Here is a 23599-nt window from a genome sequence, read left to right on the forward strand (position 1 = left end):
TAATAATAACTAAAATATTAAAAAAATGGAAAACACTATCAAATCCGCAATCCTTCTCTTCGCTTTCACCTTTTTTGGACTGGTTAACGCCCAGAATATTACAGGAAAATCTTCAAAAATTACGGTTGACGGAACCTCTCCGATGCATGATTGGGTGATGACTTCTTCTTCATCTAACTTCAGCGGTACTGTAAGCGGAAATGCCATTACAAACGTAAAATTCAGCATGCCGGTAAAAAATCTTAAAAGTGCAAAAGGTAAAATGATGGATAATAAAGCTTATGAAGCTCTGAAAGCTGATAAAGCCCCGAACATCAGTTTCACTGCGACTTCGTTAAGCGTAGGTAAAGGTAATTTAGCCGGAAAACTCACAATAGCAGGAGTTACAAAAGACGTCAGCTTCCCGGTAAATGTGGTTAAAAACGGTGCATCTTATAATATTACAGGAACAGAAAACCTTAAATTATCGGATTTCGGAATGGAAAGACCCGGATTCATGGGTGTAAAAACCGGTGACGCGATTAAGGTTACGGTAAATATTGTTGCCAACTAGTATCATATATTTTCTTACAAAATAACCGCTCAGAAGCGGTTATTTTTTTGGGCTAAAATCTGCTTAATTGAAAAAAAAGCAGGAAATTCGCAACATGGCAAAAGTGAAAACGGCATATTTCTGTCAGAATTGCGGCACGCAGTATCCGCAATGGCTTGGGCAGTGCAAAAACTGCGGCGAATGGAATACTTTGGTGGAAGAAATTGTAGAGAAATCTCCGGTCAAAAGTTTCTCCGACCGATCCAAGCAGCACATCATCAATATCATTGAAGTTGAAACCCATGAGGAACCGCGTATTACGACACCTTCAGAAGAATTGAACCGTGTTCTGGGCGGCGGAATTGTTCTGGGCTCTGTAACGTTAATCGGCGGTGAGCCCGGAATCGGGAAATCAACTTTACTGCTGCAGCTTGCTTTAAAAATGAAGAAGAAAATTCTTTACGTTTCAGGCGAAGAAAGCGCGTCCCAGATTAAAATGCGTGCAGACCGGCTCACAGAACTCCAGAATCCGCACTGCTATCTTTTTACAGAAACCTCCGTCGAAAAAATTCTTCATGAAGCCAAAAAACTGAAACCGGATTTTGTCATCATCGATTCCATTCAAACACTTCAAAGCCAACTGATTGAAAGTTCTCCCGGAACTGTTTCGCAAATCCGCGAATGTTCAAATGAAATCATCAAATATGCTAAAGAAAGCAACACGCCGGTATTTTTAGTCGGTCACATCACCAAAGACGGACAAATTGCCGGTCCCAAAGTCCTCGAACACATGGTCGATGTTGTTCTGAATTTTGACGGCGACCGAAATCATTTGTTCAGATTGTTGCGTGCGAACAAAAACCGTTTCGGTTCTACCTCAGAGATTGGGATTTACGAAATGGTTTCTCAGGGTTTAAAGGAAATTAAAAACCCTTCAGAAATCCTCATCACCAAGAAATTTGAAGAGCTTTCAGGAAATTCCGTGGCCGTAACTTTAGAAGGAAACCGCCCGATGCTCATTGAAATTCAGGCTTTGGTAAGTACTGCAGTGTACGGAACCCCGCAGAGAAGCTGTACGGGTTTCGATTCGAAAAGGCTCAATATGCTTTTGGCGGTTCTGGAAAAGCGTGCAGGTTTTCAGCTGGGCGCCAAAGATGTTTTTCTGAATATTACAGGCGGCATCAAAACCGATGATCCAGCGCTGGATTTGGCTGTTGTGGCTTCTGTGCTTTCCTCCAACGAAGATATTGCGATTTCCGAACACTTCTGTTTTGCAGGAGAAATTGGGTTGAGCGGAGAAATCCGGCCGGTTTCGCAGATCGAGCAGCGTATCTCAGAGGCTGAAAAACTCGGCTATGAAAAGATTTTTGTCTCTAATTTAAATAAGATTCCAAAAAAGAAGTTTGGAATTACCATTGTTGAAGTAAGTAAGATTGAGGATTTTCATGAGTATTTGTTTTAAATTTACTTATGAATTTTCTCGCCCATTCTTACCTTACGTTTACCGATGAACAGATTGTCGGGCAGTTCCTGCAGGATTTTATCAGGAACAAAGACCGGTTTTCATTCCCCCAAAAAATAGGAGAGGGAATTACTTTGCACCGCGCGATCGATACCTTTACCGATGCCCATCCGGAAATTCATGAGGCTAAGAAGATTTTCAGTCCACTGGTACGATTGTATGCTGGGGCTTTTGTGGATGTGGCTTTCGATTATTTTCTTGCCAATTCATTGCCCGATAAAATATTAAAAGAACATTCAGAAAAAGTGTACCGCGTTTTGAGAAATCATGAAGAATTTCTTCCCGAAAATTTCCTCAGAATGCTCGACAGGATGGAAAAAGACAACTGGCTTTACAACTACCGCGCAGATTGGGGAATTGAGTTTTCGATGAAAAACGTACTGAACAAAGCGAAATATCTGAATAAAAATCTGGCGGTTTTCGAAGTTTTCCTCAATAATAAACCGCGGCTGCAATATCATTTTGATCATTTTTTTCCTGATCTTGTTGAAGAAGTACAGAAAATTGATTCGGGATTCCGTTCTTAGAAGTTCTGGTACAGATAGCGGTCGGGATAATTTAATCTTTGGCTTTTTCGGGTTCCGTTCACGATGATGTGGACGATATTCAGCTGATCATCGAATAAATTATACAGAAAACTTACTGCCGTTTCCACCTTTTTTGGCTGAATGACTTTCTCAGATTCCAGATAAATGTTTACAGACTCGCTGTCTTCTTCGTAACCTAAATATTTGATTTTCAAAAATTTATTATCTGCTTTCAGTTTCAGGTATTCTTCACAATACTGAATCAGATAAGCGTTAATCTGAGATTTATATTTTGCATCATTAAAGTGAACGGCTTTTCCGTATTTTTCTTTAAGGGCATTTTCCAGATCATCCAGAAAAAACTTTCCGCTTATTTCGAAAGTTTCTGATTTAGAATTGTAATTAAATTCTACAGATCCAACGTGATAAGGGTGGATTTCGTTTGCTGAGCTAAGGCTGAAAACCGAAAAAAGGAGGATGAAAAATAACTTTTGCATGGGTCAAAAATAGAAATAAATTTTGTATTATCGTCCCGCTAAAAATATGCATGATATGAACGATTTTTTATTTTATCTGAACCTGGGTTGGGAACATATTATTTCACTGGATGCGCTGGATCATCAGCTTTTTGTGCTGGTTTTGGTCGCTGTTTTTGTGATGAAAGACTGGAAGGATATTCTGTGGATTATTACCGCATTCACAATCGGTCATTCGATTACATTGGCCTTAAGCGTGTTCGATATTGTACGGGCGCCAGCGAAGTGGGTAGAATTTTTAATCCCACTTACCATTGTGATTACGGCTTTTGATAATATCCTGATGAGAAACCGGCCGAACAACCTGATGAAGATGAATTTTTATCTCGCGCTTTTTTTCGGTTTGATTCACGGGATGGGATTTGCCAACACGGCGAGAATGATGATCGCCAATGAACAGCACATTTTCGTTCCCCTGCTTGGATTTAATATTGGATTGGAGCTAGGTCAGATTGCAGTAGTAGCGGCTATTTTAATTATACAGTTTATCCTGCTCAACCTTTTTAAAGTCAACCGAAAAGACTGGATTATGTTTATCTCTTCAGGAGTTTTTGCACTGTCCTTAAAAATGACATTAGAAAGAATTCCGTTTTAAGCTGTAAAAGTTTACATTTATAATAGGTTATCTGTAACGATTTCTTAATTTTGATGACTATTGTATCATATCACCACATTCCTATGAAGTTCAAATCCATTTTTTTATCACTTTTTATTCCTTTGGGAATTTTTGCCCAGGATATTAAAAACAATCCGAACAGCAACCACGGCAATAAGTTTGAGCAGCTTGGCACAATCCTGCCGACACCAAATGTTTACAGAACTGCTTCCGGCGCGCCGGGCCAGGGTTACTGGCAAAACCGCGCTGATTATGATATTACTGCTTATCTGGATGAGGATAAAAGAAATTTAAGAGGCTCTGAAACTGTTACCTATTACAACAATTCTCCCGACGATCTGGATTATCTGTGGCTTCAGCTCGATGAAAATGAGCAGTCTACTGTAAAAAATGCCGGCTATCATGATTCATCGTTTATTCCAAAACAGACCACTACAGAGCGTTTGAAAGTCACAGACCTTCCTGAAAAAAACAACGGCTACGGCGTAAATCTCGAAAAAGTAACTGATGCTTCCGGAAAACCTTTAAAGTATGTCGTGAATAAAACCATGATGCGTATTGACTTGCCTAAAGTTTTGAAAAAAGGTGAAAAATTCGTCTTTAAAATCGACTGGAATTATAATATTCCGAACCGGATGACGATGGGCGGAAGAGGCGGCTACGAATTTTTTCCTGAAGACGGCAATGATTTGTACACCATTACTCAATGGTTCCCAAGAATGTGCGTGTACAGCGATTTCAAAGGCTGGCAGAATAACCAGTTCACCGGAAGAGGCGAATTTGCCCTTGCATTTGGTGATTATAAAGTAACGATGAATGTTCCTGCTGATCATATCGTGGCTTCAACGGGAGTTGGTAAAAATTTCGAACAGGTTCTGACACCTGCTCAGCTTCAGCGATGGAAACAGGCGCAGACCGCAAATGAACCTCTGGAAATTGTAACGTTGGAAGAAGCGAAAAAAGCTGAAAAGAACAAATCAAAACAGAGAAAAACCTGGGTTTTCGAAGCTGAAAATGTGCGTGATTTCGCCTGGACTTCTTCAAGAAAATTCGTTTGGGACGCGATGAAAGTTGTAATTCCTGAAAATAATAACCAGGTCATGGCGATGAGTCTTTATCCAAAAGAGGCGTATAATCTTTACCGAAAGTTTTCGACGAAGGCAGTTGCGCACACCATCAAAACCTATTCGGAATTTACCGTTCCTTATCCTTACCCGGTTGCACAGTCGGTGGAGGCTGCTAACGGCATGGAATATCCGATGATCTGTTTTAATTACGGTAGAACTGAAAAAGACGGAACCTATTCCGAAGGAATCAAAAACGGAATGATCGGCGTAATTATTCACGAAGTCGGACATAACTTCTTCCCAATGATCATCAACTCCGACGAAAGACAGTGGAGTTGGATGGATGAAGGTTTGAACACTTTCGTAGAATACTTAACCGAGGAAAAATGGGACAATAAATTCCCTTCAAGAAGAGGTCCGGCGCACACGATTGTAGATTACATGAGACTGCCGAAAGATCAACTGGAGCCCATCATGGTGAATTCAGAGAATATTATTCATTTTGGTCCGAACGCTTATGCAAAACCGGCCACAGGACTTAATATTCTGCGCGAAACCATCATGGGAAGAGAACTTTTTGATGAAGCATTTAAAACGTATTCAAAAAGATGGGCTTTCAAACATCCCGAACCGGCAGATTTTTTCAGAACGATGAATGACGCGAGCGGGGAAAATCTCGACTGGTTCTGGCGTGGCTGGTTCTACGGAACCGATGCGGTAGACATTTCCATTGATAAAGTTACGGTTGCTTCACCTGATGTAGATGCAGTTCCGAAACCCCGGGAAATAACGTACAATATTGAAAAGCCTTTGCAGAATGATTTCGAGGACATTTCTAAAATCAGAAACCGGAACGATAAAAACACCGAGTTTTATACGGACAAAGACAAAGGAACTCAGGATTTTTACTGGAGATATAACCGGGGAATGGAGAAAGTGGATGACGCGAAGAAATATTCCATGAAAGTCGACAATATGGAGAAAGTGCCTTCAAAAGACAAAGCGCAGCTTCAGAATGTTATGGCTTGCCAGATCGATTTCAGCAACAAAGGCGGGTTGGTAATGCCGATTATTCTTGAATTTACATTCGAAGACGGTACCAAACTAACCGATAAATCATCTGCCCAAATCTGGCGAAAGAACGAGCAGAAGGTTTCCAAAACCTATTATTTCGCTAAAAAACTGAAATCAATTCAGCTTGACCCGATGAGAGAGACTGCGGATATTGACACCTCAAATAATTTCTGGGGCGAAATTCCAGCGCCGGCTTCCAAATTTGAAGTCTTCAAACAGAAAAACGAAGCTGCCGCAAGAGGCGCAGCACAGGGACAGGTAAATCCGATGCAGGCAGCGGGAAAGAAAAACTAAATCTTTAATCATCAGAACGTATAAAAAGTCATTCAGCAATTGAGTGGCTTTTTTTTTCTGCCATAATTTCACATTCCTTTAACAGTGAATGACAGATTTTCAGATTACTTTTGTTGGCATCGTTTTAGAGAAAAACAGTTCATCATTTAATAATTTAAACCAAAAAAATATGTCAGTAAATTTTAAACCATTAGCAGACCGCGTTCTGGTAGAGCCAACTGCTGCGGAAACTACTACCGCATCAGGAATCATTATCCCCGACACCGCAAAAGAAAAACCACAGGAAGGTATTGTTGTGGCAGTAGGTCCGGGCAAAAAAGATGAGCCAACAACCGTTCAGGTGGGCGACAAAGTTCTTTACGGAAAATATTCAGGTTCTGAATTAAAACTTGATGGCAAAGATTATTTAATTGTAAAAGAAGGTGATCTGTTAGGAATCATTGGCTAATTTGTAAAAAGTAATTCAAATTAAATAAACATAAAAGTACATTTTACATTGTACGTCATACATAAATACAAGAAATAATGGCAAAAGAAATAAAATTTGATATCGAATCAAGAGACGCCCTGAAAAGAGGGGTTGATGCATTGGCTAATGCAGTAAAAGTAACTTTAGGTCCTAAAGGCCGTAACGTTGTCATCGAAAAATCTTTCGGTGCACCTCATGTTACCAAAGACGGAGTTTCCGTTGCAAAAGAAATTGAGCTTGAAGACCGTGTAGAAAACATGGGTGCTCAGATGGTGAAAGAAGTTGCTTCTAAAACCAACGATATTGCAGGTGACGGAACAACCACTGCAACAGTTTTAGCTCAGGCAATCGTTCGCGAAGGTCTGAAAAACGTAGCTGCTGGTGCTAACCCAATGGATCTGAAGAGAGGAATCGACAAAGCGGTAATCGCGGTTGTCGAAAACCTTAAAACTCAGTCTCAGGAAGTAGGTGATTCATCAGAAAAAATCAAGCAGGTAGCTTCAATCTCGGCGAATAACGATGATACGATCGGAACGCTGATCGCTGAAGCGTTCGGAAAAGTGGGTAAAGAAGGTGTAATTACTGTTGAAGAAGCAAAAGGTACTGATACAACCGTAGATGTTGTGGAAGGAATGCAGTTCGACAGAGGTTACCAGTCCCCGTATTTCGTGACCAATCCAGAGAAAATGGTTGCAGAACTTGAGAATCCTTATATCCTTTTGGTAGAGAAAAAAATCTCTTCCATGAAAGAATTGCTTCCGGTTCTTGAGCCGGTTGCGCAGGCAGGAAAATCACTCTTAATTATCTCTGAAGAAGTAGAAGGCGAAGCTTTGGCTACTTTAGTGGTAAACAAACTGAGAGGTTCACTTAAAATCGCAGCGGTAAAAGCTCCTGGATTCGGTGACAGAAGAAAAGCAATGTTAGAAGATATCGCGATCTTAACAGGTGGACAGGTAATTTCCGAAGAGAGAGGCTTCACAATGGAGAACGCTACTCTGGAAATGCTGGGAACCGCTGAAAAAGTAACCATCGATAAAGACAATACAACCATCGTAAACGGAGCTGGTGAAGAAAGCCTGATCAAAGGCCGCGTAAACCAGATCAAAGCGCAGATGGAATCTACAACTTCCGATTACGACAGAGAAAAACTTCAGGAAAGACTGGCTAAACTGGCTGGCGGTGTTGCCGTACTTTATGTAGGTGCAGCTTCCGAAGTTGAAATGAAAGAGAAAAAAGACCGTGTTGATGATGCATTGCACGCGACCAGAGCTGCCGTTGAAGAAGGAATTGTTCCTGGAGGTGGGGTAGCATTGGTAAGAGCAATCTCTGCAATTAATGTAGAAGGCGCTAACCAGGACGAAACAACCGGTATCAAAATCGTGAAAAGAGCCATCGAAGAGCCGTTGAGACAAATCGTTGCCAACGCAGGAGGCGAAGGTTCTGTAATCGTTGCCAAAGTAGCTGAAGGAAACGGAGATTTCGGTTTCAACGCGAAAAACGACGAGTACGTTAACATGTACGAAGCAGGAATCATCGACCCAACCAAAGTGGTGCGTGTAGCTTTAGAAAACGCAGCTTCAGTTGCAGGGATGCTTCTAACTACCGAGTGTGTAATCACCGAGGTGAAGAAAGACGAACCAGCCATGCCAATGGGCGGCGGTATGCCGGGCATGATGTAGTAAGCTTTTGGCTTCTGGCTGTTAGCTATGGGCCTTTCGCAAATAGCCAATCGCCAACTGCCATCCGCAATATAATCCGTTCAGAATTTTCTGGGCGGATTTTTTTGTAGCCGGGAACCTGCTCTCCGCTGTATCTTTTTGCTCGTCGTACCTCTTCGCAAAAAGGATGTCGCTGCGATCACGGCTAGGGTGCTGTTTTTTATGGAAAATAAAAAGCTCGAATAATAAATTAATAATCGGACATTTGAATATTAACTACAATGAATATGATAGACATTCTTAACAATTTTGATAATGAAATAACAGATATTTATAAAGCATATCGTATGTCACATTTTTCATTGTATTTAATGGAAAATAAATTTTATGAGTATAAAGAATTTAATCCTCAGATTGCAAACTTCTTAATTCAGGAATCTGACACTGGTGAAGAAATTAGATTTACGGAAGAAGAGGTCAACAAAAATTCTGAAAATGGTTTATATCAAAGAATTATTGCTGGAAATACAATTGCTATGTTTTATAATTTGTGGGAGGATAAATACAGGAAATTGATTGCTGATGAATTAAAAGTAGAAAAAGGAGATATACTTGTAGATTTTTTCGGAGACCTCAGATTAATTAGAGCTTCAATTACCCATAATAATTATAATGCAATTTCTGACTTAAAGAAATTAAAAGTAATTACTTTTATGTATGATGGTTGTTTATTAAAATTGACAAGCTTTGAAGTTGAAAAGTTGTACAATGAATTGCGAATTCAAATAAGAAAGTTTGATAAATTGGGACTGGAATCATTTCCACCTCGTCCTAAATCACATTGACATCAATCTCTTTCAGGATTTCTTCATCTTCCAAGAGTTAAACTTTCCCTTCAATCGCCAAATCATTACCCTCAAACCCTAAAACGTTACGTTACCGACCTAAAAGTTTAAGTCAGGAACCTAAATGTTTACCCACAGAACCTAAAATTTTACGCTCTAAACCTAAAGATTGGGGTCGGGAACCTAAAAGATGAGGTTCCGAGCCTAAACATTGACGTCCGAAACCCCAAATTTACCTTACGGAACCCCAAGTTTTACAAAAATGAGGTTACTAATCCCAGCCTTTCCCTAAAATTTAACATCAATTTCAAGGATTAAAATAAATACTTACCTTTGACGTTAGTAACGTTAAAGATATGATTGCGAATTTTGGGAATAATGACACCGAGAAAATATGGAATGGAATTGTTTCTAAAAAACTTCCTAGAGAAATTCAGGATGTTGCAAGAAGAAAATTAAGAATGATAAATAACTCTGTTGATGTTGCTGACCTGAGAATTCCACCTGCAAATCGACTTGAAAAATTAAAAGGAGGTTTAAAGGAATTTTACAGCATCAGAATTAACAGTCAATGGCGGATTATTTTCAGATGGGAAAATGGCAACGCTTTTGAAGTTGAAATAATAGATTATCATTAGTTTTAGAAACCAGTAGCTACAAAAAGATGGAAAAGTTAAAAAATATAACACCAGGTGAAATTTTATTGGAAGAGTTTTTAATTCCTCTCGAAATTTCGCAATACAGATTATCAAAAGATTTAGAAATTCCCCAGACAAGAATATCAGAAATTATTAAAGGGAACAGAAGAATTTCTGCAGATACCGCGGTAAGGTTAAGTGCCTATTTCGGAAATTCTGCAAAATTCTGGCTTGGACTTCAAGATGATTATGATATTGAAAGCGAAATGTCTGCAAAATCAGATGAGGTTAAACGAATTCTAAGAATCAGAAAAGATAAAGAGGAGAATGTGGCTTGAAACGAGATTTACCTTGGGTAGTATAAAGTAAAACTGCTCACCAATAAGGCAGATTAGTCTTGAGTTTCAATTCCATCCAAACATAAAAAAGCCCGCCATACCGGCGGGCTGTATATTTTATAACAACCTATTAAATCGTCGTTAATCTCAGCGTATTGGTTTTACCGCCTTCGTAAGCCGGTGTTGCGTTGAGGTTGATCACGAAATCGCCCTGTTCTACAAAACCGTTGCTGTGCGCCAGCATATTCACCTGAATAATGGTTTCGTCGGTAGATTTCTGCATATCGTAATAGAATGCACGTACGCCCCAAAGCAGGTTCAGCATCGTAAGCACTCTTTTGTTGGAAGAGAATACAATGATATTCGAGTTCGGTCTGTGCGCAGAAATCTGGAACGCGGTGTAACCCGAGTAAGTCAGCGTAACAATCGCTTCTACATTTGCAGATTTTGCAATCCTTACCGCTGCCAGACAAACCCTGTTCGTAATAAAACGCTCATCAACACAGTTGAATTCGTGCTCGATCGGAGAATTTTTGTTTTGGTAGAAATGAGTCTGCTCAATATTTTTCACAATCTTCGACATGTTTTTCACCACATCAACCGGATATTTACCCACCGAGGTTTCCCCGGAAAGCATCACCGCATCAGCACCATCTAGCACCGAGTTTGCAACGTCGTTTACCTCTGCTCTGGTTGGTGTTAAACTTGTGATCATCGTTTCCATCATCTGGGTAGCAATGATCACCGGTTTCGCATATTTTCTGGCGATTTCTACAAGGTTTTTCTGGATGGCAGGCACTTCTTCCATAGGAACTTCCACGCCCAAATCTCCACGGGCAACCATCAGTCCGTCGCATTCCTGCAGAATCTGTTCGATGTTTCTTACGCCTTCCGGCTTCTCGATTTTCGCAATAATCGGAGTTTTCAGTTTGTTGGTCGGATGCTTTTTCATGAGTTCCTTCAGATCCACGATATCCTGTGCATGGCGCACAAAGGATAAAGCAATCCAGTCCAGTTCCAGATCAAGCATGAAGTTTGCGTCTTCCACATCTTTTTCAGTAAGTGCGGGAAGCGAAACATTGGTGTTCGGCAGGTTGACCCCTTTTTTAGAACTCAGCGGCCCACCCTGTATTGTTTTTGCCCTAACGGTGTCAATTTGGTTGGTTTCAATAACTTCTAAAACCAGTTTTCCGTCATCAATAAGGATTCTTTCACCGACTTTCACATCCTGAGGGAATTTCTGATACGTCATGTAAACCCTCGTAGAGTCACCTTCTATTTTTTCGTTGGTAAAGGTGAGGATGTCGCCCGGGTTAAGATAAGAACCTTCTTTTACAACACCTACACGGAGTTTCGGACCCTGAAGGTCACCGAGAATCCCTACCGAGAAACCGTGTTCCTGGTTGAGTTCGCGAATGGTAGCAACGTTTCTTTTAACTAAATCGTAATCGGCGTGAGAAAAATTTATTCTGAAAATATCGGTGCCTGCCTGGATGAGCTGCAGCATTGTTTCCTTGTCGGATGAAGCTGGCCCAAGGGTGGCGATAATTTTGGTTTTTTTTAGATATTTATTCATAATATTGAATTAATTGATAAAGCTCCTCGGAGGGGCTCAGACGAAAATTCTGTATTTGGAACAGCAGATTTTCAGGGAGCAAAATTACGGAAAAATCATCAAATGGCTCGGATGTTTTCATGATATAATCTACATCCTGAAAATGTTCGAAGAGGAATTTGATTTCAGTTTCACCGGAAAAGAGTTCGGATGAAATTTTTTTCTGAATGTGGTGCGAAGATTTATTCGAAATAAAATGGATGCAAAGTTTAGAATCACAGTGGAAAGCACGGAATCTCGGAAAAAAATAATCGTTGTAGTTTCCCTCGAAAGCAAGGTCTGAAATGCGTGAAAAATTAAAAGAATTCTGCGAATTGAGGTGGTAGAAAAGTTCGTGAGCGGGTACATCTTTGGCAAGGCGTACTAACCCTATGTTGAGGTCTTCTTCTTCTCCGTCAATATCCAGCAGGATCTTTTGAGTTTTCAAGTATGCTTTGTTTTTTATTTAGAATATAAAATGCTCTTTGTGCGGCTTTCTCTTCGGCTTTCTTCTTTGAAGTGTCTGTAGCGTTGGCGATCTTTTCCTCTTCCAGCCATACATAAGTCCGGAAGACCAGGTTTTTGTTAGGTTGCAGTTCTTCGCAGGTTTCGTAGCGGATCGAGACTTTCTTTTTCTGGCTCCATTCCAGAAGCAGACCTTTATAACTTACGATCTTATTTTCGAGCTTGTTGATTTCCGAGGGGGTTAGAAGCCTCTCGAGGACTACTTTTTTACAGGTTTCATAATCAACATCAAGGTAAAGTGCACCAATCAGCGCTTCGAAAAGGTTTCCCGATATGTTTTCGCTAAGCGTGCTGGGTGAATCGTTCTGCAGAAATTTCTTAAGTGAAAGTTCATCTCCCAGTTTGTTAAGGTTTTTCCGGTTGACGATTTTGGATTTCATCTGGGTCAGATAGCCTTCATTCGCATTCGGATACGTTGAAAACAGATGACAGGATATGATGGCGCCCAAAACAGAATCGCCCAAAAACTCGAGTCTCTCGTAATTGTTCTTTTTTGAGGAGGAAGTTTTTAAAGAAAATGCTTCCCGGTAAAGACTGATATTCTGCACACTGCAACCGGTAATTTTACTGATTTCGTTGCTGAGGTAATAATCTTTTTCGGAAAGGTTTTTTTTTCTGTTAACTAGGAATTTAGGAAAATACTTCTTTAACTCCATAGAATTTTTTGTTTAGATTTTGGAGAAAAGTACACACGCATTGTGGCCACCAAAGCCGAAAGTATTGCTCATCGCAACATTAACCTCTTTTTCTACCGCATGGTGGAACGTGAAATTAAGGCGGCTGTCGATTTTTTCATCATCAGTAAAATGATTGATGGTTGGCGGAACAATGTTGTATATAATAGTATGTAAAGCGGCGATAGCCTCAATTACTCCGGCTGCACCCAATAAGTGACCGGTCATTGATTTCGTGGAATTGATCTGGATATCGTAAGCGTGATCTCCGAGTAATTTAGAAATAGCATTAGATTCTGCGATGTCGCCTAATGGAGTAGAGGTACCATGCATATTGATGTGATCTACTTCGTCAGCCGTTACCCCTGCATCTTCCAGGCAGTTTTTCATTACAAGGTAAGCGCCGAGACCTTCCGGATGAGGTGCGGTCATGTGATAGGCATCTGCACTCATTCCACCGCCTTTCAGTTCAGCATAGATGGTTGCACCGCGTTTTTTCGCGTGTTCGTATTCTTCTAAAATGATTGAACCTGCTCCTTCGCCAAGTACAAATCCGTCTCTGTCTTTGTCGAAAGGTCTGGAAGCTGTTGTAGGATCATCATTTCTAGTAGAAAGTGCCATCATGGCGTTAAAACCTCCAACACCACTTGCTGTAACTGCAGCTTCGGAGCCCCCGCAAACAATTACATCAGCTTTACCCAGTTGGATAAGCATTTTAGCATCGATGAGCGCATTGGCAGATGAAGCACAGGCAGAAACAGTGGTATAATTGGGACCGTGGAAACCGTATTCAATAGAAATCTGGCCGCCGGTAATGTCCGCAATCATTTTTGGAATAAAGAATGGATTGAAACGTGGGATGTCGGTATTCGCCCAGCCCAGAACTTCGTTTTCGAAAGTTTCTAAACCGCCGATTCCTGAGCCCCAAATTACCCCCACTCTGTTTTTATCGAGTTCGCCGTTCAGGATACCGGAATGTTCCACCGCTTCTCTGGCAGCAACAATTCCCAGCTGGGTATTTCTATCCATTTTCTTCGCTTCTTTTTTGTCGAAGTGATCTAATGGGTTGAAATTCTTGACCTCGCAGGCAAATTTGGTTTTGAATTGGGAGGCATCAAAAAGAGTAATAGGAGCGGCACCGCTCTCGCCTTTAATAAGACTTTCCCAGTATTCTTTGGCATTATTTCCAATAGGGGTGATAGCACCAAAACCGGTAACAACTACTCTTTTTAATTCCATAAATTTTAGATTCTTGTTAATAGAAAATTATTTGTTCACCACTTCCTCAATATAAGTAATAGCGTGACCCACAGTTGTAATCTTTTCTGCCTGATCATCAGGGATCTGAATGTTGAATTCTTTTTCAAATTCCATGATTAATTCTACAGTATCCAAAGAATCTGCTCCTAGATCGTTTGTGAAGCTAGCTTCTGGAGTTACTTCTGTTTCCTCAACGTCGAGTTTATCAGCGATAATAGCTTTTACTCTTGATGCAATGTCTGACATAGTAATTTAATTTTAATTAGTTGTTAATTGGTGCAAATATATAAAATTCTTTATCAATAGAAGTTTTTTTGTAAATATTTACGTTTTTATTTAGGCTGTGAATGGGTTATTTTTATCCCTCTTAACACAAGTCTTGTTGCTTATAATCTGCTTTTCAGTATAGGTTGGTGATGATCGTGAACAATATTTCCGTAATCATCTTTATTTCCATCAGAAATATTTCAAATTTTATTTTTAAAGAACAAAAAGGTCCGGTAGAAATACCGGACCATTTATTAATTAATGAGCAGTTTAGTTATTTCTTAACCACTTTGAAGGATTCATTTTTCCCTCCCTGAAGGATGGTACTGATGATATATGTTCCTGGTGCCATTCTGCTCATATCAAGTTTACCGTTAACTAATTTTGAAGAAACTGGGATCTTTTGTCCTGCAATGTTGTAAACATGTACAGTTTCGATTGTTTTCTTCGAGCTGATGGTAAGGAAGTCTTTCACTGGGTTAGGATAGAAAGAAACTTCTTTAGTTCCGGCCTCATTTACTGCAGCTGTAGCACATTCTGCGTCGATCATCATCATTCCTTCATAATGTACGCCCGGAGTGGCGGTTGAAGCGCCTTGTACCCAAGTTGCACCGCTGTCTGATGACTGGTAGTCAGAAGAAGTTAACCAGCCCTCGTTATATATGGATCCAATCCAGTAAAAACTAGTTTGCGAAGCTGAAGTGCCAGTTATTGCTACCCAATACTTAGTGTCTGCTGCTGCATTCACCGGTAGTTCAAAGTTGCCTAGATCAAGGGTTATTCTATAGGTTGGCAACGTGGCGAAGGTGCCAGGCAGTGTAAGTACATTGGTAGGAGTAACTCCTGTTAATGTTGTCATCACTGTGCTTCCAGGAGTATTGGAACCGCTATCTGCCAGTATTTTTAAATCATATGATGTGATATCAGATGCGCCTGCTGCCGCCTGAGATACAATGTCGAATTTCACTGACTGCAATTTATAAGTTCCGCTTTCTTTAGGAACAAAAAAGTCGTTGGCAACCATATATGTTGCTGCGGCTAAATTTTTCGTCATATTATGCGCTGTATCTGGCACCCCTGTATAAGTTTGATCGCAACCATAATCCGGTTCTACTGGTGGTGGCGGCGGTGTTCCGCATTTTACTATTCTGGCGTGAATTGTACTTCCGCCGTCGCAGTTGCTTGAAAGGTGAGAATAGAATCTCACTACACCTGAAACTGTTGGTGTGTAAACTACAGATCCGGTTCCTGATGCCAGTACTTCTGTACCAGCTTCATTACCAATAGTAATAAAATAAGCACTGTTCGAGGTAGAGAAGGTGTAAGCGGTACCTGCTACCAGGTTTACTTTTGAGTACTCATTAAGGTAAGCGGCGGTAGTAATGTTTGCATTAGCCCCATTACAGTTAGGAGTAAAAGTTGCGGTTGGCCACTGGTTATTGGTTGCTGTTAGACATCCTGTTGGTGCAGGAGCTCCTATTACTAAAGTATAGTCTTCAGTTTCGCCGTAGCCTTGGTCCTCATCACAGGCTAGTGTGTTGTCATCTGAGTTCGCGCCATCTGCCGCAACTCTTACCCTCATTCGGTAGTTTCCGTTTGCTGTGCCTGCCACAATAGGGATGTTTCCTGTTACTGTTAATCCAGATGCAACTGTATTTACATTGCCTACATAAGTGAATTCTGAAGCATCGAAGATGTCGTTTTTGTTGTAATCAATCCAAACTGAAACGTTTTCGTTGGGCCATCCATCTCCTACTGTAACAGCTATCGGATAAGTCTGTCCGGCCAGTAATGTTGTAGTATTAGATATAGAGGTGTAATCCCCATACCCTGCCGGGCTACATGTAGTGGTGTTGTTAATGCCTGCAAAAGTAACATTCGAGATTAAATCTCCATCCGTACAGTCAAGCGCTGGAGTACAATAAGCAGCAGGAGCGTATGCGAGGTCTGCTTTAGCTTTGGCTGTTACTGATTGTTTTTTCGGATGTACCGAGATTTTAGATTTTGCACTCTGTGCAAACGTTAGCATCGGCAATACCGCCAATAACAACAAAGGTAATTTTTTTCTCATAGGTCTTAAATTAAATTAATTTTTTTAATTGGACTAAAATATGAAAAATTATTATATAAACAACATATAAGATGTGTAATTCGCAATGAATTATCAAAATGTGTAAAAATTACGCTATATTTTGGTGGTATTGGTGTGTCTTAAAAGCAACTAAACGCTTTGTTGGTCAGCTTTGGATGGAGTTTGTTAATTTCCAGATCATTAAGCTGGATTTTTACTAATTATATGCTGTAATCACAGCATCAGCCACTCATTTATCAAGCTTGCAGCCAGTTTTGCGGTCCGGTTTTCTAAGTCCAGCCCTGGGTTTACCTCGGCGATGTCTAAAGCACGAAGTTTTTCCGACTTTAATATATGACGGAAATAATGCATAAAAGCCGCATCTGAAAAGATACCGTTGTATGCCGCAGCAGATACTCCCGGTGCGATAGAAGCGTTAAATACATCCATGCAGATGGTAAGGTAAAGAATGTCACACTGCCTAATTGTTTCATCAATTGTCGCGTAAATTGAGGGCAAATTTTCAAAGAAAAGTTCATCTGCCAGCAGGTATTTCATTCCGTATTGATGAGCAGTGTCGAACAGTTTAAGGGTGTTGGAATTTTTCTGGATTCCGATATGAAGCGAATTGATTTCGCCTTCCTGAGCGATTTGCCAGAAACCGGTTCCGGAACTTGGACCAACAGATTCTTCGGGCTCGCGATTATCAAAATGCGCATCGATATTGATGATTCCGATTTTTTGATCAGGAAACGCGTTTTTAATTCCGGAGTAATGTGCAAATGTTACCTCATGGCCGCCGCCAAAAACGATAGATTTTCCTTTTCTTTTTAAGACTTCTGAAACTTTAGCTGCGAGTTCTTTCTGTGATTTTTCTAAATCACCGTCATCGCAGGAAATATTCCCGAAATCTTTTAAAACAAATTCCGGATTGACCACCGGAAAATTGGCGGTGTTTTTCCGGATCATATCCGGAGCGTCTTTTGCACCGACTCTTCCTTTATTTCTTCTCACGCCTTCATCTACCGCAAATCCATGCAGAACGAAATCGTTCGGTGAAATCGAAGCGTAATCGGTTTCCAGTGAAACTCTTTGAAAAATCCGGTGATAAAGTGGGTCTTCGCCGTCAAAACGTCCTTGCCAAAGCATAGAATAGATTTGTTTTTGTTTTTAAAAATTCAAATTAAATTGTTCCCGAATATATTCTAAAATCTTTTGAAAGGATTTCAGTTCATCAATTTCAGGGAATTTCTGTAAGTAACTTTCTGGATTATTATACGTGAACTCATTATAATATTGTCCTGCTTTATAGATTACAGAATATGAGTTTCCGTCTAAAATTGAGATTTTAGAAGTTTGCATAACAAAACCTTTTTCATCTTCGTCCCAAATAATACTCTTCTTTTCCTTTTTATATTCAAAAGCATCTTCCATTGGTAGCTGCCCAATGTTTAACGCTTCTAAAGTCATGAATATAAGCTCAATGTTTTTGTCAGAAGAGATGTTTTTTGTTATTGGTGAAATAATTTGAAACTCATTAGAACTTATCTCTTTAGGTAAGAACCACTGTATCGTTTCTGCATTCCATTGCTTACTGTTTTTGTAAACTCGGAATACTACGCCGCTATTTGTAATTCCTCTGTCTTTATAAATTCTAATTTCTTTTTTAAGATAATTATCAGACAAACCTGTCAACTTATCAAGATTTTGAGCATTTAAAATAAATGAATTGATAATGACAAATAAGAAAGATAATTTAAAATACATCTATACTAATTGTGCATTTTTCTCCGCATAAGCCATGGCCGCTTCCTTCACCCAAGAATGTTCGCGCTGGGCCTCTCTTTTGGTCTCCAGGCGTTTTTTATTGCATGGTCCGTTTCCTTTTAAAACTTCCATGAATTCATCCCATGGCAGTTCGCCGAAATCATAATGTTGGGTTTCCTCATTCCATTTTAAATTCTCGTCAGGTATTTTCAAACCTAAAAACTCTGCCTGCCCGACTGTCACGTCTACAAATCTCTGTCTTAAAGAATCGTTGCTTTCTCTTTTTACCCGGTAATTCATAGATTTCTGAGAGTTCGGAGAAGCGTCGTCATTGGGTCCGAACATCATTAAAGCCGGCCACCAGAAGCGGTTCAGTGCTTCCTGAGCTAAATCTTTCTGCTCTTTAGTCCCGCGGCAAAGAGTCATCAATATCTCGTAACCCTGTCTTTGGTGGAAAGATTCTTCCTTGCAAATTCTGACCATTGCTCTGGAGTAAGGTCCGTACGAATTTCCCATCAGCATGACCTGATTCATAATTGCAGCACCGTCAACCAGCCAGCCAATTGCGCCAATATCTGCCCACGAAAGCGCCGGATAATTGAAAATGCTGGAGTATTTTGCTTTTCCGGAGAGCATATCGTTGTAAGTGGAGTCTCTGTCAGCAGCGATCTCGCCGTTGTTTAAAGTTTCCGTTGCGGCATATAAATATAAACCGTGGCCGGCTTCGTCCTGAATTTTTGCCATGAGCGCCATTTTTCTACGAAGCGACGGCGCTCTGGTAATCCAGTTGGCTTCCGGCAGCATTCCTACGATTTCGGAATGGGCGTGCTGAGAAATCTGTCTGACCAACAGTTTTCTGTAATCGTCGGGCATTACATCTTTGGGTTCCACTTTATTCTCGGCCTGAACGTATGCTAAAAATTTTTCCTGATTCATTTCTTTATATGTATTGTTAAAATACCATTAACCTATAATTTTCCTTCGCTTAAATCATCTTTCAGATAAATCCCAACGCTGGAGTCAATAAATTCTCCCGCAACAAAACTGATGGTTTTGTCATTTCCTTCGATCTGATATTCTTTGAAGTAATAAACATTTCCGTTATCCGGGCCTTTTACTTCAACTTTTTTGTCGACGCAATGCCAATAATGATTCCAAATGTTAAGTCCTTCGATTTTGAACTCTTCATTTTCATTGACTGCTTTTGCGAATTTCCAGTTAGTCATGGTTTAAATTTTTAATAAAGTGAATTTACTACGGCAATTCACTTCTGATTATACATCATAATTCAGCATCACCACATTGGTAGTAGGGTGACACTGGCAGGTCAGTACAAATCCGCGCTCCACTTCTTCTTCTGTAAGTGCGAAATTCTTTTCCATAAATACTTCACCTTCCATCACCTGGGCTTTGCAGGTGCAGCAAACGCCGCCTTTGCATGCGAAGGGAACAGGAAGTTTGTCATGCAGCGCCTGATCCAGAATGCTTCTTTTCTTTGAATTCAGGTGGAATGAATATTCATCATCATCAATAATTAAAGTCACCATGCTTTCAAGATTCGGGATCGCTTTGAACTCATCGCTCATTTCAGCGTTTTCGCCATCATCTGGTGCTGCGTAATATTCGTACATAATCTGAAGTGACGGTACTTTTACTTCGTTTTTCAGAAATCCGGAAATGTCCTTTATCATTTCTGCTGGCCCGCAGATAAAATAGGTGGATTCCTGAGCGGGAATTTCCGGAAATCTCTGAAAAATCTGCGCCAGTTTTTCTGCCGAGATCCTTCCTTCAAATAGCTCATCTTCAAAATGTTTTTCGCGGGAAAGAAGGTAAATTACTTTTAAGCGACCTTCGAATTTCCCGGCCAAAGCATCAATTTCTCTTTTGAAAATAATGTCGTTCAGGCTTTTATTGCTAAAAAAAAGATATCCTTTACTTTTCGGTTCCTGATAAAGTGCTTCTTTTAGGTTTGAGAGTACCGGTGAGATTCCGCTTCCTGCAGCGAGTCCCACATATGTCTTCTCGTTTGAGGGGTGATAGTGTGTATAGAAATGCCCCATCGGTGCCATTACTTCAATGTGATCACCTTCTCTGAGTTCGTTATTGAGGTAGGATGAGACTTTTCCGTTCTCCAAATGTTTAACCAGAATTTCAAGTTCAGAATTTCCTTCGCTCGGTGCGTTGACGATCGAGTAAGACCGCCGAAGATCTTCGTTCCCGAAAACAAAGCGTACGTTAAGATATTGCCCTTGCTTAAAGGTGAATTCGTGTCGCAGATTTTGTGGAATTTCAAAAGCGACATTTACGGAATCATTCGTTTCCTTCTTTACTCTGGCTGTTTTTAACAGATGAAAATGGTGCATATTTTTTATTAAAATAACTCATTAAGGTGAGTCCAACAAATATACTTTTTTTTTGAATGGTACAAAAAAGCAGTACGTCAAGTTGCAATGAGATGATTCAATGTTGACACTGTGTCGGAAATTTTGTCTTAATACACAGAGAGTCAATTTGTTGAAACCGGAAAATTTGTCCTGAAAAGATAATTTTTGGCTTTAAGAATACTTTTTGAGTAATAGGAATTGATTAGAAAAATGATTGATATCGATATTAAGGATTCGTAAATTTGTATGGGTTCTTAATATTTTTTAAAACTAAAAAACATTACAATGAACTTAAATCAATATACTGTAAAATCACAGGAAGCCATACAGAAAGCACAGCAGATTGCTATGGAATTTGGCAACCAGAGTATCGAACCGCAACACTTGCTTGAAGGTGTTTTTCAGGTGGATGAGAATATCTCAGATTTTCTTTTAAAAAAATCCGAGGCAGAATTAGCATTGGTACGTGAAAGAAACCGTTCAAACATTGAAAAACTCCCGAAAGTGGAAGGAGGGAATATTTATCTCTCGCAAGCTGCAAACAGGGTCTTGCTTGATGCTCCAAATGTCGCTAAAAAAATGGGTGACGAATATGTGACGATCGAGCACTTGTGGCTGTCTCTTTTCGAGAGTGGCTCCGACGTTTCCAAAATGCTGAAGGATATGGGCGTGACTAAGAAAGGCCTGGAAACCGCTATTAATGAATTACGCAAAGGATCTAAAGCGACTTCAGCAAGTTCCGAAGAGACTTACCAAAGCTTAAATAAGTACGCAAAAAATTTTAACGAACTCGCAGCCGAGGGAAAACTGGATCCAGTAATCGGACGTGACGAAGAAATCCGTAGGGTTCTGCAAATTCTGTCCAGAAGAACGAAAAACAATCCGATTCTCATCGGTGAACCCGGAGTTGGTAAAACTGCTATTGCTGAGGGAATTGCGCACAGAATTATTTCCGGAGATATCCCTGAAAATTTAATGGACAAAACCCTTTATTCTCTGGATATGGGCGCTTTGATTGCCGGGGCCAAATATAAAGGAGAGTTCGAAGAACGTTTAAAATCAGTTATCAATGAAGTTATAAAATCCGACGGGCAGATTATACTTTTTATCGATGAGATTCACACATTGGTTGGTGCCGGTGGCGGTGAAGGAGCGATGGATGCGGCAAACATCCTGAAACCTGCTCTTGCCCGCGGGGAACTGAGGGCAATCGGTGCAACGACTTTGAATGAATATCAGAAGTATTTCGAGAAGGATAAAGCGCTCGAAAGACGTTTCCAGAAAGTAATGGTAGAAGAGCCTGATACCGAATCTGCGATTTCAATTCTTCGTGGAATTAAAGATAAATATGAAGCGCACCACAAAGTACGCATCAAAGATGAAGCAATTATTGCCGCGGTAGAGCAGTCTCAGCGTTATATTTCCGACCGTTTTTTACCGGATAAAGCCATCGATTTGATTGACGAAGCATCTGCAAAACTCAGAATGGAAATTAATTCCAAGCCTGAAGAACTGGATGTTTTAGACAGAAAACTCATGCAGATGGAAATTGAGCTTGCTGCAATTTCCCGGGAAGGAAATGAATTGAAAATTAATCATCTGAAAGAAGATATTTCAAAAGTTTCGGAGCAGCGTAATGAAATCAATGCAAAATGGCTGAAGGAAAAACAGAAATCTGAGGATTTAACCTCAATTAAGAAAGAAATTGAAGCGTTGAAACTTGAGGCTGAGCGCGCATCAAGAGTTGGTGATTATGCAAAAGTTGCCGAAATTCAATACGGGAAAATCAAGGAAAAAGAAGCTGATCTGCACAAGCTCGAACTTGAGATGCAGAACAACCTTAACGAGCTGATTAAAGAAGAAGTTACCGCAGAAAATATTTCAGAAGTAATTTCGAAATGGACCGGTATTCCCGTGACTAAATTATTACAGTCCGAGCGTCAAAAACTGCTGCACCTCGAAGACGAACTTCATAAGAGAGTAGTAGGTCAGGACGAAGCTATTGTTTCGATTGCCGATGCGATCCGAAGAAATAGAGCGGGGCTTAACGACGAAAAAAAACCTATTGGATCGTTCCTTTTCCTTGGGACAACAGGTGTCGGAAAAACTGAACTCGCCAAGGCGCTTGCCGAATATCTTTTCGATGACGAAAACAATATGACCAGAATCGATATGAGTGAATATCAGGAAAGGCATTCTGTATCACGATTGGTCGGTGCGCCTCCAGGATATGTGGGTTATGATGAAGGCGGGCAGTTAACGGAAGCAGTCAGACGGAGACCGTATTCGGTTGTTCTTCTGGATGAAATCGAAAAAGCACATCCAGACGTATTCAACACGCTGCTTCAGGTTTTGGATGACGGAAGGCTTACGGATAACAAAGGCCGGGTGGTAAATTTCAAGAATTCGATCATTATCATGACTTCTAATTTAGGATCTCATCTTATTCAGGAAAATTTTGAAAATATCACCGATGATAATATTTCCGAAATCGTGGACAAAACCAAAGATGAGGTTTTCGGTTTGCTGAAGCAGACTTTAAGACCTGAGTTTCTGAACAGAATTGATGAAATTGTACTTTTCCAGCCTCTCAACAGAAAAGAAATCGGAAAAATCGTGAATTATCAGCTGCGCGGATTTAATAAGATGCTTGAGAAACGTGGAATCTTCATGACTGCTACAGACGATGCTGTCAGTTATCTGATGAATAAAGGTTACGATCCGAGTTTTGGTGCAAGACCGCTAAAACGGGTTCTTCAGCAGGAAGTTTTGAATAAATTATCCAAAGAAATTCTTGCCGGGACTGTAAATGACGGCGACAGAATTACTCTTGATTATTTTGATGAAACCGGATTGGTTTTCCGGCCAACAGTATAAGTTCAGCTTAATATATATTAATAAAGCGGTCATTTATTTGACTGCTTTTCTTTTTATAGAATTT

Annotated in this window: 23 protein-coding genes; 11 read left to right on the top strand and 12 right to left on the bottom strand. The window is 40.2% G+C overall.

Annotated features, from left to right (window positions below; all coding sequences use genetic code 11):
• Nucleotides 1-25 precede the first annotated feature (25 nt).
• The 3 genes from KTV93_RS08240 to KTV93_RS08250 all read left to right on the top strand — a co-directional run bounded on the left by KTV93_RS08240 (nt 26) and on the right by KTV93_RS08250 (nt 2581).
• Complete coding sequence (locus KTV93_RS08240) at nt 26-553, top strand: YceI family protein (RefSeq protein WP_218248478.1); 528 nt, start codon at nt 26-28, stop codon at nt 551-553.
• A 94-nt stretch (nt 554-647) separates the two neighbouring features.
• Nucleotides 648-1994, top strand: a complete 1347-nt coding sequence (gene radA, locus KTV93_RS08245) for a DNA repair protein RadA (protein ID WP_218250519.1) — start codon at nt 648-650, stop codon at nt 1992-1994.
• Between the two features lie 8 nt (nt 1995-2002).
• Nucleotides 2003-2581 carry an acyl carrier protein phosphodiesterase gene (locus tag KTV93_RS08250; RefSeq protein ID WP_218248479.1) on the top strand — a complete coding sequence of 193 codons (579 nt, stop codon included), beginning with the start codon at nt 2003-2005 and terminating at the stop codon, nt 2579-2581.
• Here the strand turns inward: KTV93_RS08250 and KTV93_RS08255 are convergent.
• Nucleotides 2578-3078, bottom strand: coding sequence for a DUF6702 family protein (locus KTV93_RS08255; protein ID WP_218248480.1), 501 nt, complete (start codon nt 3076-3078; stop codon nt 2578-2580). The two genes, KTV93_RS08250 and KTV93_RS08255, sit on opposite strands and share 4 nt — an antisense overlap.
• 55 nt (nt 3079-3133) lie before the next feature.
• Between KTV93_RS08255 and KTV93_RS08260 the strand changes: the two genes are divergently transcribed.
• The 7 genes from KTV93_RS08260 to KTV93_RS08290 all read left to right on the top strand — a co-directional run bounded on the left by KTV93_RS08260 (nt 3134) and on the right by KTV93_RS08290 (nt 10116).
• Complete coding sequence (locus KTV93_RS08260) at nt 3134-3712, top strand: HupE/UreJ family protein (RefSeq protein ID WP_218248481.1); 579 nt, start codon at nt 3134-3136, stop codon at nt 3710-3712.
• A gap of 83 nt (nt 3713-3795) precedes the next feature.
• Entirely contained in the window at nt 3796-6168 is a 2373-nt protein-coding gene (locus KTV93_RS08265; protein ID WP_218248482.1) for a M1 family metallopeptidase, read from the top strand.
• Nucleotides 6169-6337: 169 nt separating this feature from the next.
• Nucleotides 6338-6616 carry a co-chaperone GroES gene (locus KTV93_RS08270; protein ID WP_218248483.1) on the top strand — a complete coding sequence of 93 codons (279 nt, stop codon included), beginning with the start codon at nt 6338-6340 and terminating at the stop codon, nt 6614-6616.
• Nucleotides 6617-6693: 77 nt separating this feature from the next.
• Complete coding sequence (gene groL, locus KTV93_RS08275; RefSeq protein ID WP_218248484.1) at nt 6694-8316, top strand: chaperonin GroEL; 1623 nt, start codon at nt 6694-6696, stop codon at nt 8314-8316.
• A 266-nt stretch (nt 8317-8582) separates the two neighbouring features.
• A complete protein-coding gene (locus KTV93_RS08280; RefSeq protein ID WP_218248485.1) occupies nt 8583-9140 on the top strand; it encodes a hypothetical protein in 558 nt (185 codons plus the stop codon).
• A gap of 356 nt (nt 9141-9496) precedes the next feature.
• On the top strand, nt 9497-9778 hold the full coding sequence (locus KTV93_RS08285) for a type II toxin-antitoxin system RelE/ParE family toxin (protein WP_218248486.1): 282 nt from the start codon (nt 9497-9499) through the stop codon (nt 9776-9778).
• 26 nt (nt 9779-9804) lie between these two features.
• On the top strand, nt 9805-10116 hold the full coding sequence (locus KTV93_RS08290; protein WP_218248487.1) for a HigA family addiction module antitoxin: 312 nt from the start codon (nt 9805-9807) through the stop codon (nt 10114-10116).
• A 130-nt stretch (nt 10117-10246) separates the two neighbouring features.
• Here the strand turns inward: KTV93_RS08290 and pyk are convergent, their stop codons facing one another.
• The 11 genes from pyk to KTV93_RS08345 form a co-directional block, all read right to left on the bottom strand.
• The gene (gene pyk, locus KTV93_RS08295; protein ID WP_218248488.1) at nt 10247-11692 is read right to left on the bottom strand and encodes a pyruvate kinase; all 1446 of its coding nucleotides are present in this window, start codon (nt 11690-11692) and stop codon (nt 10247-10249) included.
• Nucleotides 11685-12158 (bottom strand): IPExxxVDY family protein, encoded by a 474-nt coding sequence (locus KTV93_RS08300; protein WP_218248489.1) that lies wholly within the window; start codon nt 12156-12158, stop codon nt 11685-11687. The genes pyk and KTV93_RS08300 overlap by 8 nt, the downstream gene beginning before the upstream one ends.
• A complete protein-coding gene (gene rnc / locus KTV93_RS08305) occupies nt 12127-12891 on the bottom strand; it encodes a ribonuclease III (RefSeq protein ID WP_218248490.1) in 765 nt (254 codons plus the stop codon). The genes KTV93_RS08300 and rnc overlap by 32 nt, the downstream gene beginning before the upstream one ends.
• 12 nt (nt 12892-12903) lie before the next feature.
• Nucleotides 12904-14148, bottom strand: coding sequence for a beta-ketoacyl-ACP synthase II (gene fabF / locus KTV93_RS08310; protein WP_218248491.1), 1245 nt, complete (start codon nt 14146-14148; stop codon nt 12904-12906).
• A 27-nt stretch (nt 14149-14175) separates the two neighbouring features.
• On the bottom strand, nt 14176-14415 hold the full coding sequence (locus KTV93_RS08315) for an acyl carrier protein (protein ID WP_015807007.1): 240 nt from the start codon (nt 14413-14415) through the stop codon (nt 14176-14178).
• Between the two features lie 295 nt (nt 14416-14710).
• A complete protein-coding gene (locus KTV93_RS08320) occupies nt 14711-16507 on the bottom strand; it encodes a GEVED domain-containing protein (protein WP_218248492.1) in 1797 nt (598 codons plus the stop codon).
• A gap of 234 nt (nt 16508-16741) precedes the next feature.
• Nucleotides 16742-17656 carry a formimidoylglutamase gene (gene hutG / locus KTV93_RS08325; protein WP_218248493.1) on the bottom strand — a complete coding sequence of 305 codons (915 nt, stop codon included), beginning with the start codon at nt 17654-17656 and terminating at the stop codon, nt 16742-16744.
• A gap of 21 nt (nt 17657-17677) precedes the next feature.
• On the bottom strand, nt 17678-18274 hold the full coding sequence (locus KTV93_RS08330) for a hypothetical protein (protein ID WP_218248494.1): 597 nt from the start codon (nt 18272-18274) through the stop codon (nt 17678-17680).
• Nucleotides 18275-19210, bottom strand: a complete 936-nt coding sequence (gene paaA / locus KTV93_RS08335; RefSeq protein ID WP_218248495.1) for a 1,2-phenylacetyl-CoA epoxidase subunit PaaA — start codon at nt 19208-19210, stop codon at nt 18275-18277. It lies immediately after the preceding gene.
• A 32-nt stretch (nt 19211-19242) separates the two neighbouring features.
• Complete coding sequence (locus KTV93_RS08340; protein WP_218248496.1) at nt 19243-19500, bottom strand: hypothetical protein; 258 nt, start codon at nt 19498-19500, stop codon at nt 19243-19245.
• 48 nt (nt 19501-19548) lie between these two features.
• Complete coding sequence (locus tag KTV93_RS08345; protein ID WP_218248497.1) at nt 19549-20637, bottom strand: FAD-binding oxidoreductase; 1089 nt, start codon at nt 20635-20637, stop codon at nt 19549-19551.
• A 306-nt stretch (nt 20638-20943) separates the two neighbouring features.
• On the opposite strand from KTV93_RS08345, the gene clpB reads away from it, so the two are divergent.
• Nucleotides 20944-23535 (top strand): ATP-dependent chaperone ClpB, encoded by a 2592-nt coding sequence (gene clpB / locus KTV93_RS08350; protein ID WP_218248498.1) that lies wholly within the window; start codon nt 20944-20946, stop codon nt 23533-23535.
• Nucleotides 23536-23599 lie beyond the last annotated feature (64 nt).

Origin of the sequence: Kaistella faecalis (assembly GCF_019195395.1) — a bacterium.
Taxonomy (GTDB): domain Bacteria; phylum Bacteroidota; class Bacteroidia; order Flavobacteriales; family Weeksellaceae; genus Kaistella; species Kaistella faecalis.

Coding starts and splice junctions, on each gene's coding strand:
- KTV93_RS08240 (WP_218248478.1), top strand. CDS start 26: ATGGAAAACACTATCAAATCCGCAATCCTTCTCTTCGCTTTCACCTTT.
- radA (WP_218250519.1), top strand. CDS start 648: ATGGCAAAAGTGAAAACGGCATATTTCTGTCAGAATTGCGGCACGCAG.
- KTV93_RS08250 (WP_218248479.1), top strand. CDS start 2,003: ATGAATTTTCTCGCCCATTCTTACCTTACGTTTACCGATGAACAGATT.
- KTV93_RS08255 (WP_218248480.1), bottom strand. CDS start 3,078: ATGCAAAAGTTATTTTTCATCCTCCTTTTTTCGGTTTTCAGCCTTAGC.
- KTV93_RS08260 (WP_218248481.1), top strand. CDS start 3,134: ATGAACGATTTTTTATTTTATCTGAACCTGGGTTGGGAACATATTATT.
- KTV93_RS08265 (WP_218248482.1), top strand. CDS start 3,796: ATGAAGTTCAAATCCATTTTTTTATCACTTTTTATTCCTTTGGGAATT.
- KTV93_RS08270 (WP_218248483.1), top strand. CDS start 6,338: ATGTCAGTAAATTTTAAACCATTAGCAGACCGCGTTCTGGTAGAGCCA.
- groL (WP_218248484.1), top strand. CDS start 6,694: ATGGCAAAAGAAATAAAATTTGATATCGAATCAAGAGACGCCCTGAAA.
- KTV93_RS08280 (WP_218248485.1), top strand. CDS start 8,583: ATGATAGACATTCTTAACAATTTTGATAATGAAATAACAGATATTTAT.
- KTV93_RS08285 (WP_218248486.1), top strand. CDS start 9,497: ATGATTGCGAATTTTGGGAATAATGACACCGAGAAAATATGGAATGGA.
- KTV93_RS08290 (WP_218248487.1), top strand. CDS start 9,805: ATGGAAAAGTTAAAAAATATAACACCAGGTGAAATTTTATTGGAAGAG.
- pyk (WP_218248488.1), bottom strand. CDS start 11,692: ATGAATAAATATCTAAAAAAAACCAAAATTATCGCCACCCTTGGGCCA.
- rnc (WP_218248490.1), bottom strand. CDS start 12,891: ATGGAGTTAAAGAAGTATTTTCCTAAATTCCTAGTTAACAGAAAAAAA.
- fabF (WP_218248491.1), bottom strand. CDS start 14,148: ATGGAATTAAAAAGAGTAGTTGTTACCGGTTTTGGTGCTATCACCCCT.
- KTV93_RS08315 (WP_015807007.1), bottom strand. CDS start 14,415: ATGTCAGACATTGCATCAAGAGTAAAAGCTATTATCGCTGATAAACTC.
- KTV93_RS08320 (WP_218248492.1), bottom strand. CDS start 16,507: ATGAGAAAAAAATTACCTTTGTTGTTATTGGCGGTATTGCCGATGCTA.
- hutG (WP_218248493.1), bottom strand. CDS start 17,656: ATGCTTTGGCAAGGACGTTTTGACGGCGAAGACCCACTTTATCACCGG.
- KTV93_RS08330 (WP_218248494.1), bottom strand. CDS start 18,274: ATGTATTTTAAATTATCTTTCTTATTTGTCATTATCAATTCATTTATT.
- paaA (WP_218248495.1), bottom strand. CDS start 19,210: ATGAATCAGGAAAAATTTTTAGCATACGTTCAGGCCGAGAATAAAGTG.
- KTV93_RS08340 (WP_218248496.1), bottom strand. CDS start 19,500: ATGACTAACTGGAAATTCGCAAAAGCAGTCAATGAAAATGAAGAGTTC.
- KTV93_RS08345 (WP_218248497.1), bottom strand. CDS start 20,637: ATGCACCATTTTCATCTGTTAAAAACAGCCAGAGTAAAGAAGGAAACG.
- clpB (WP_218248498.1), top strand. CDS start 20,944: ATGAACTTAAATCAATATACTGTAAAATCACAGGAAGCCATACAGAAA.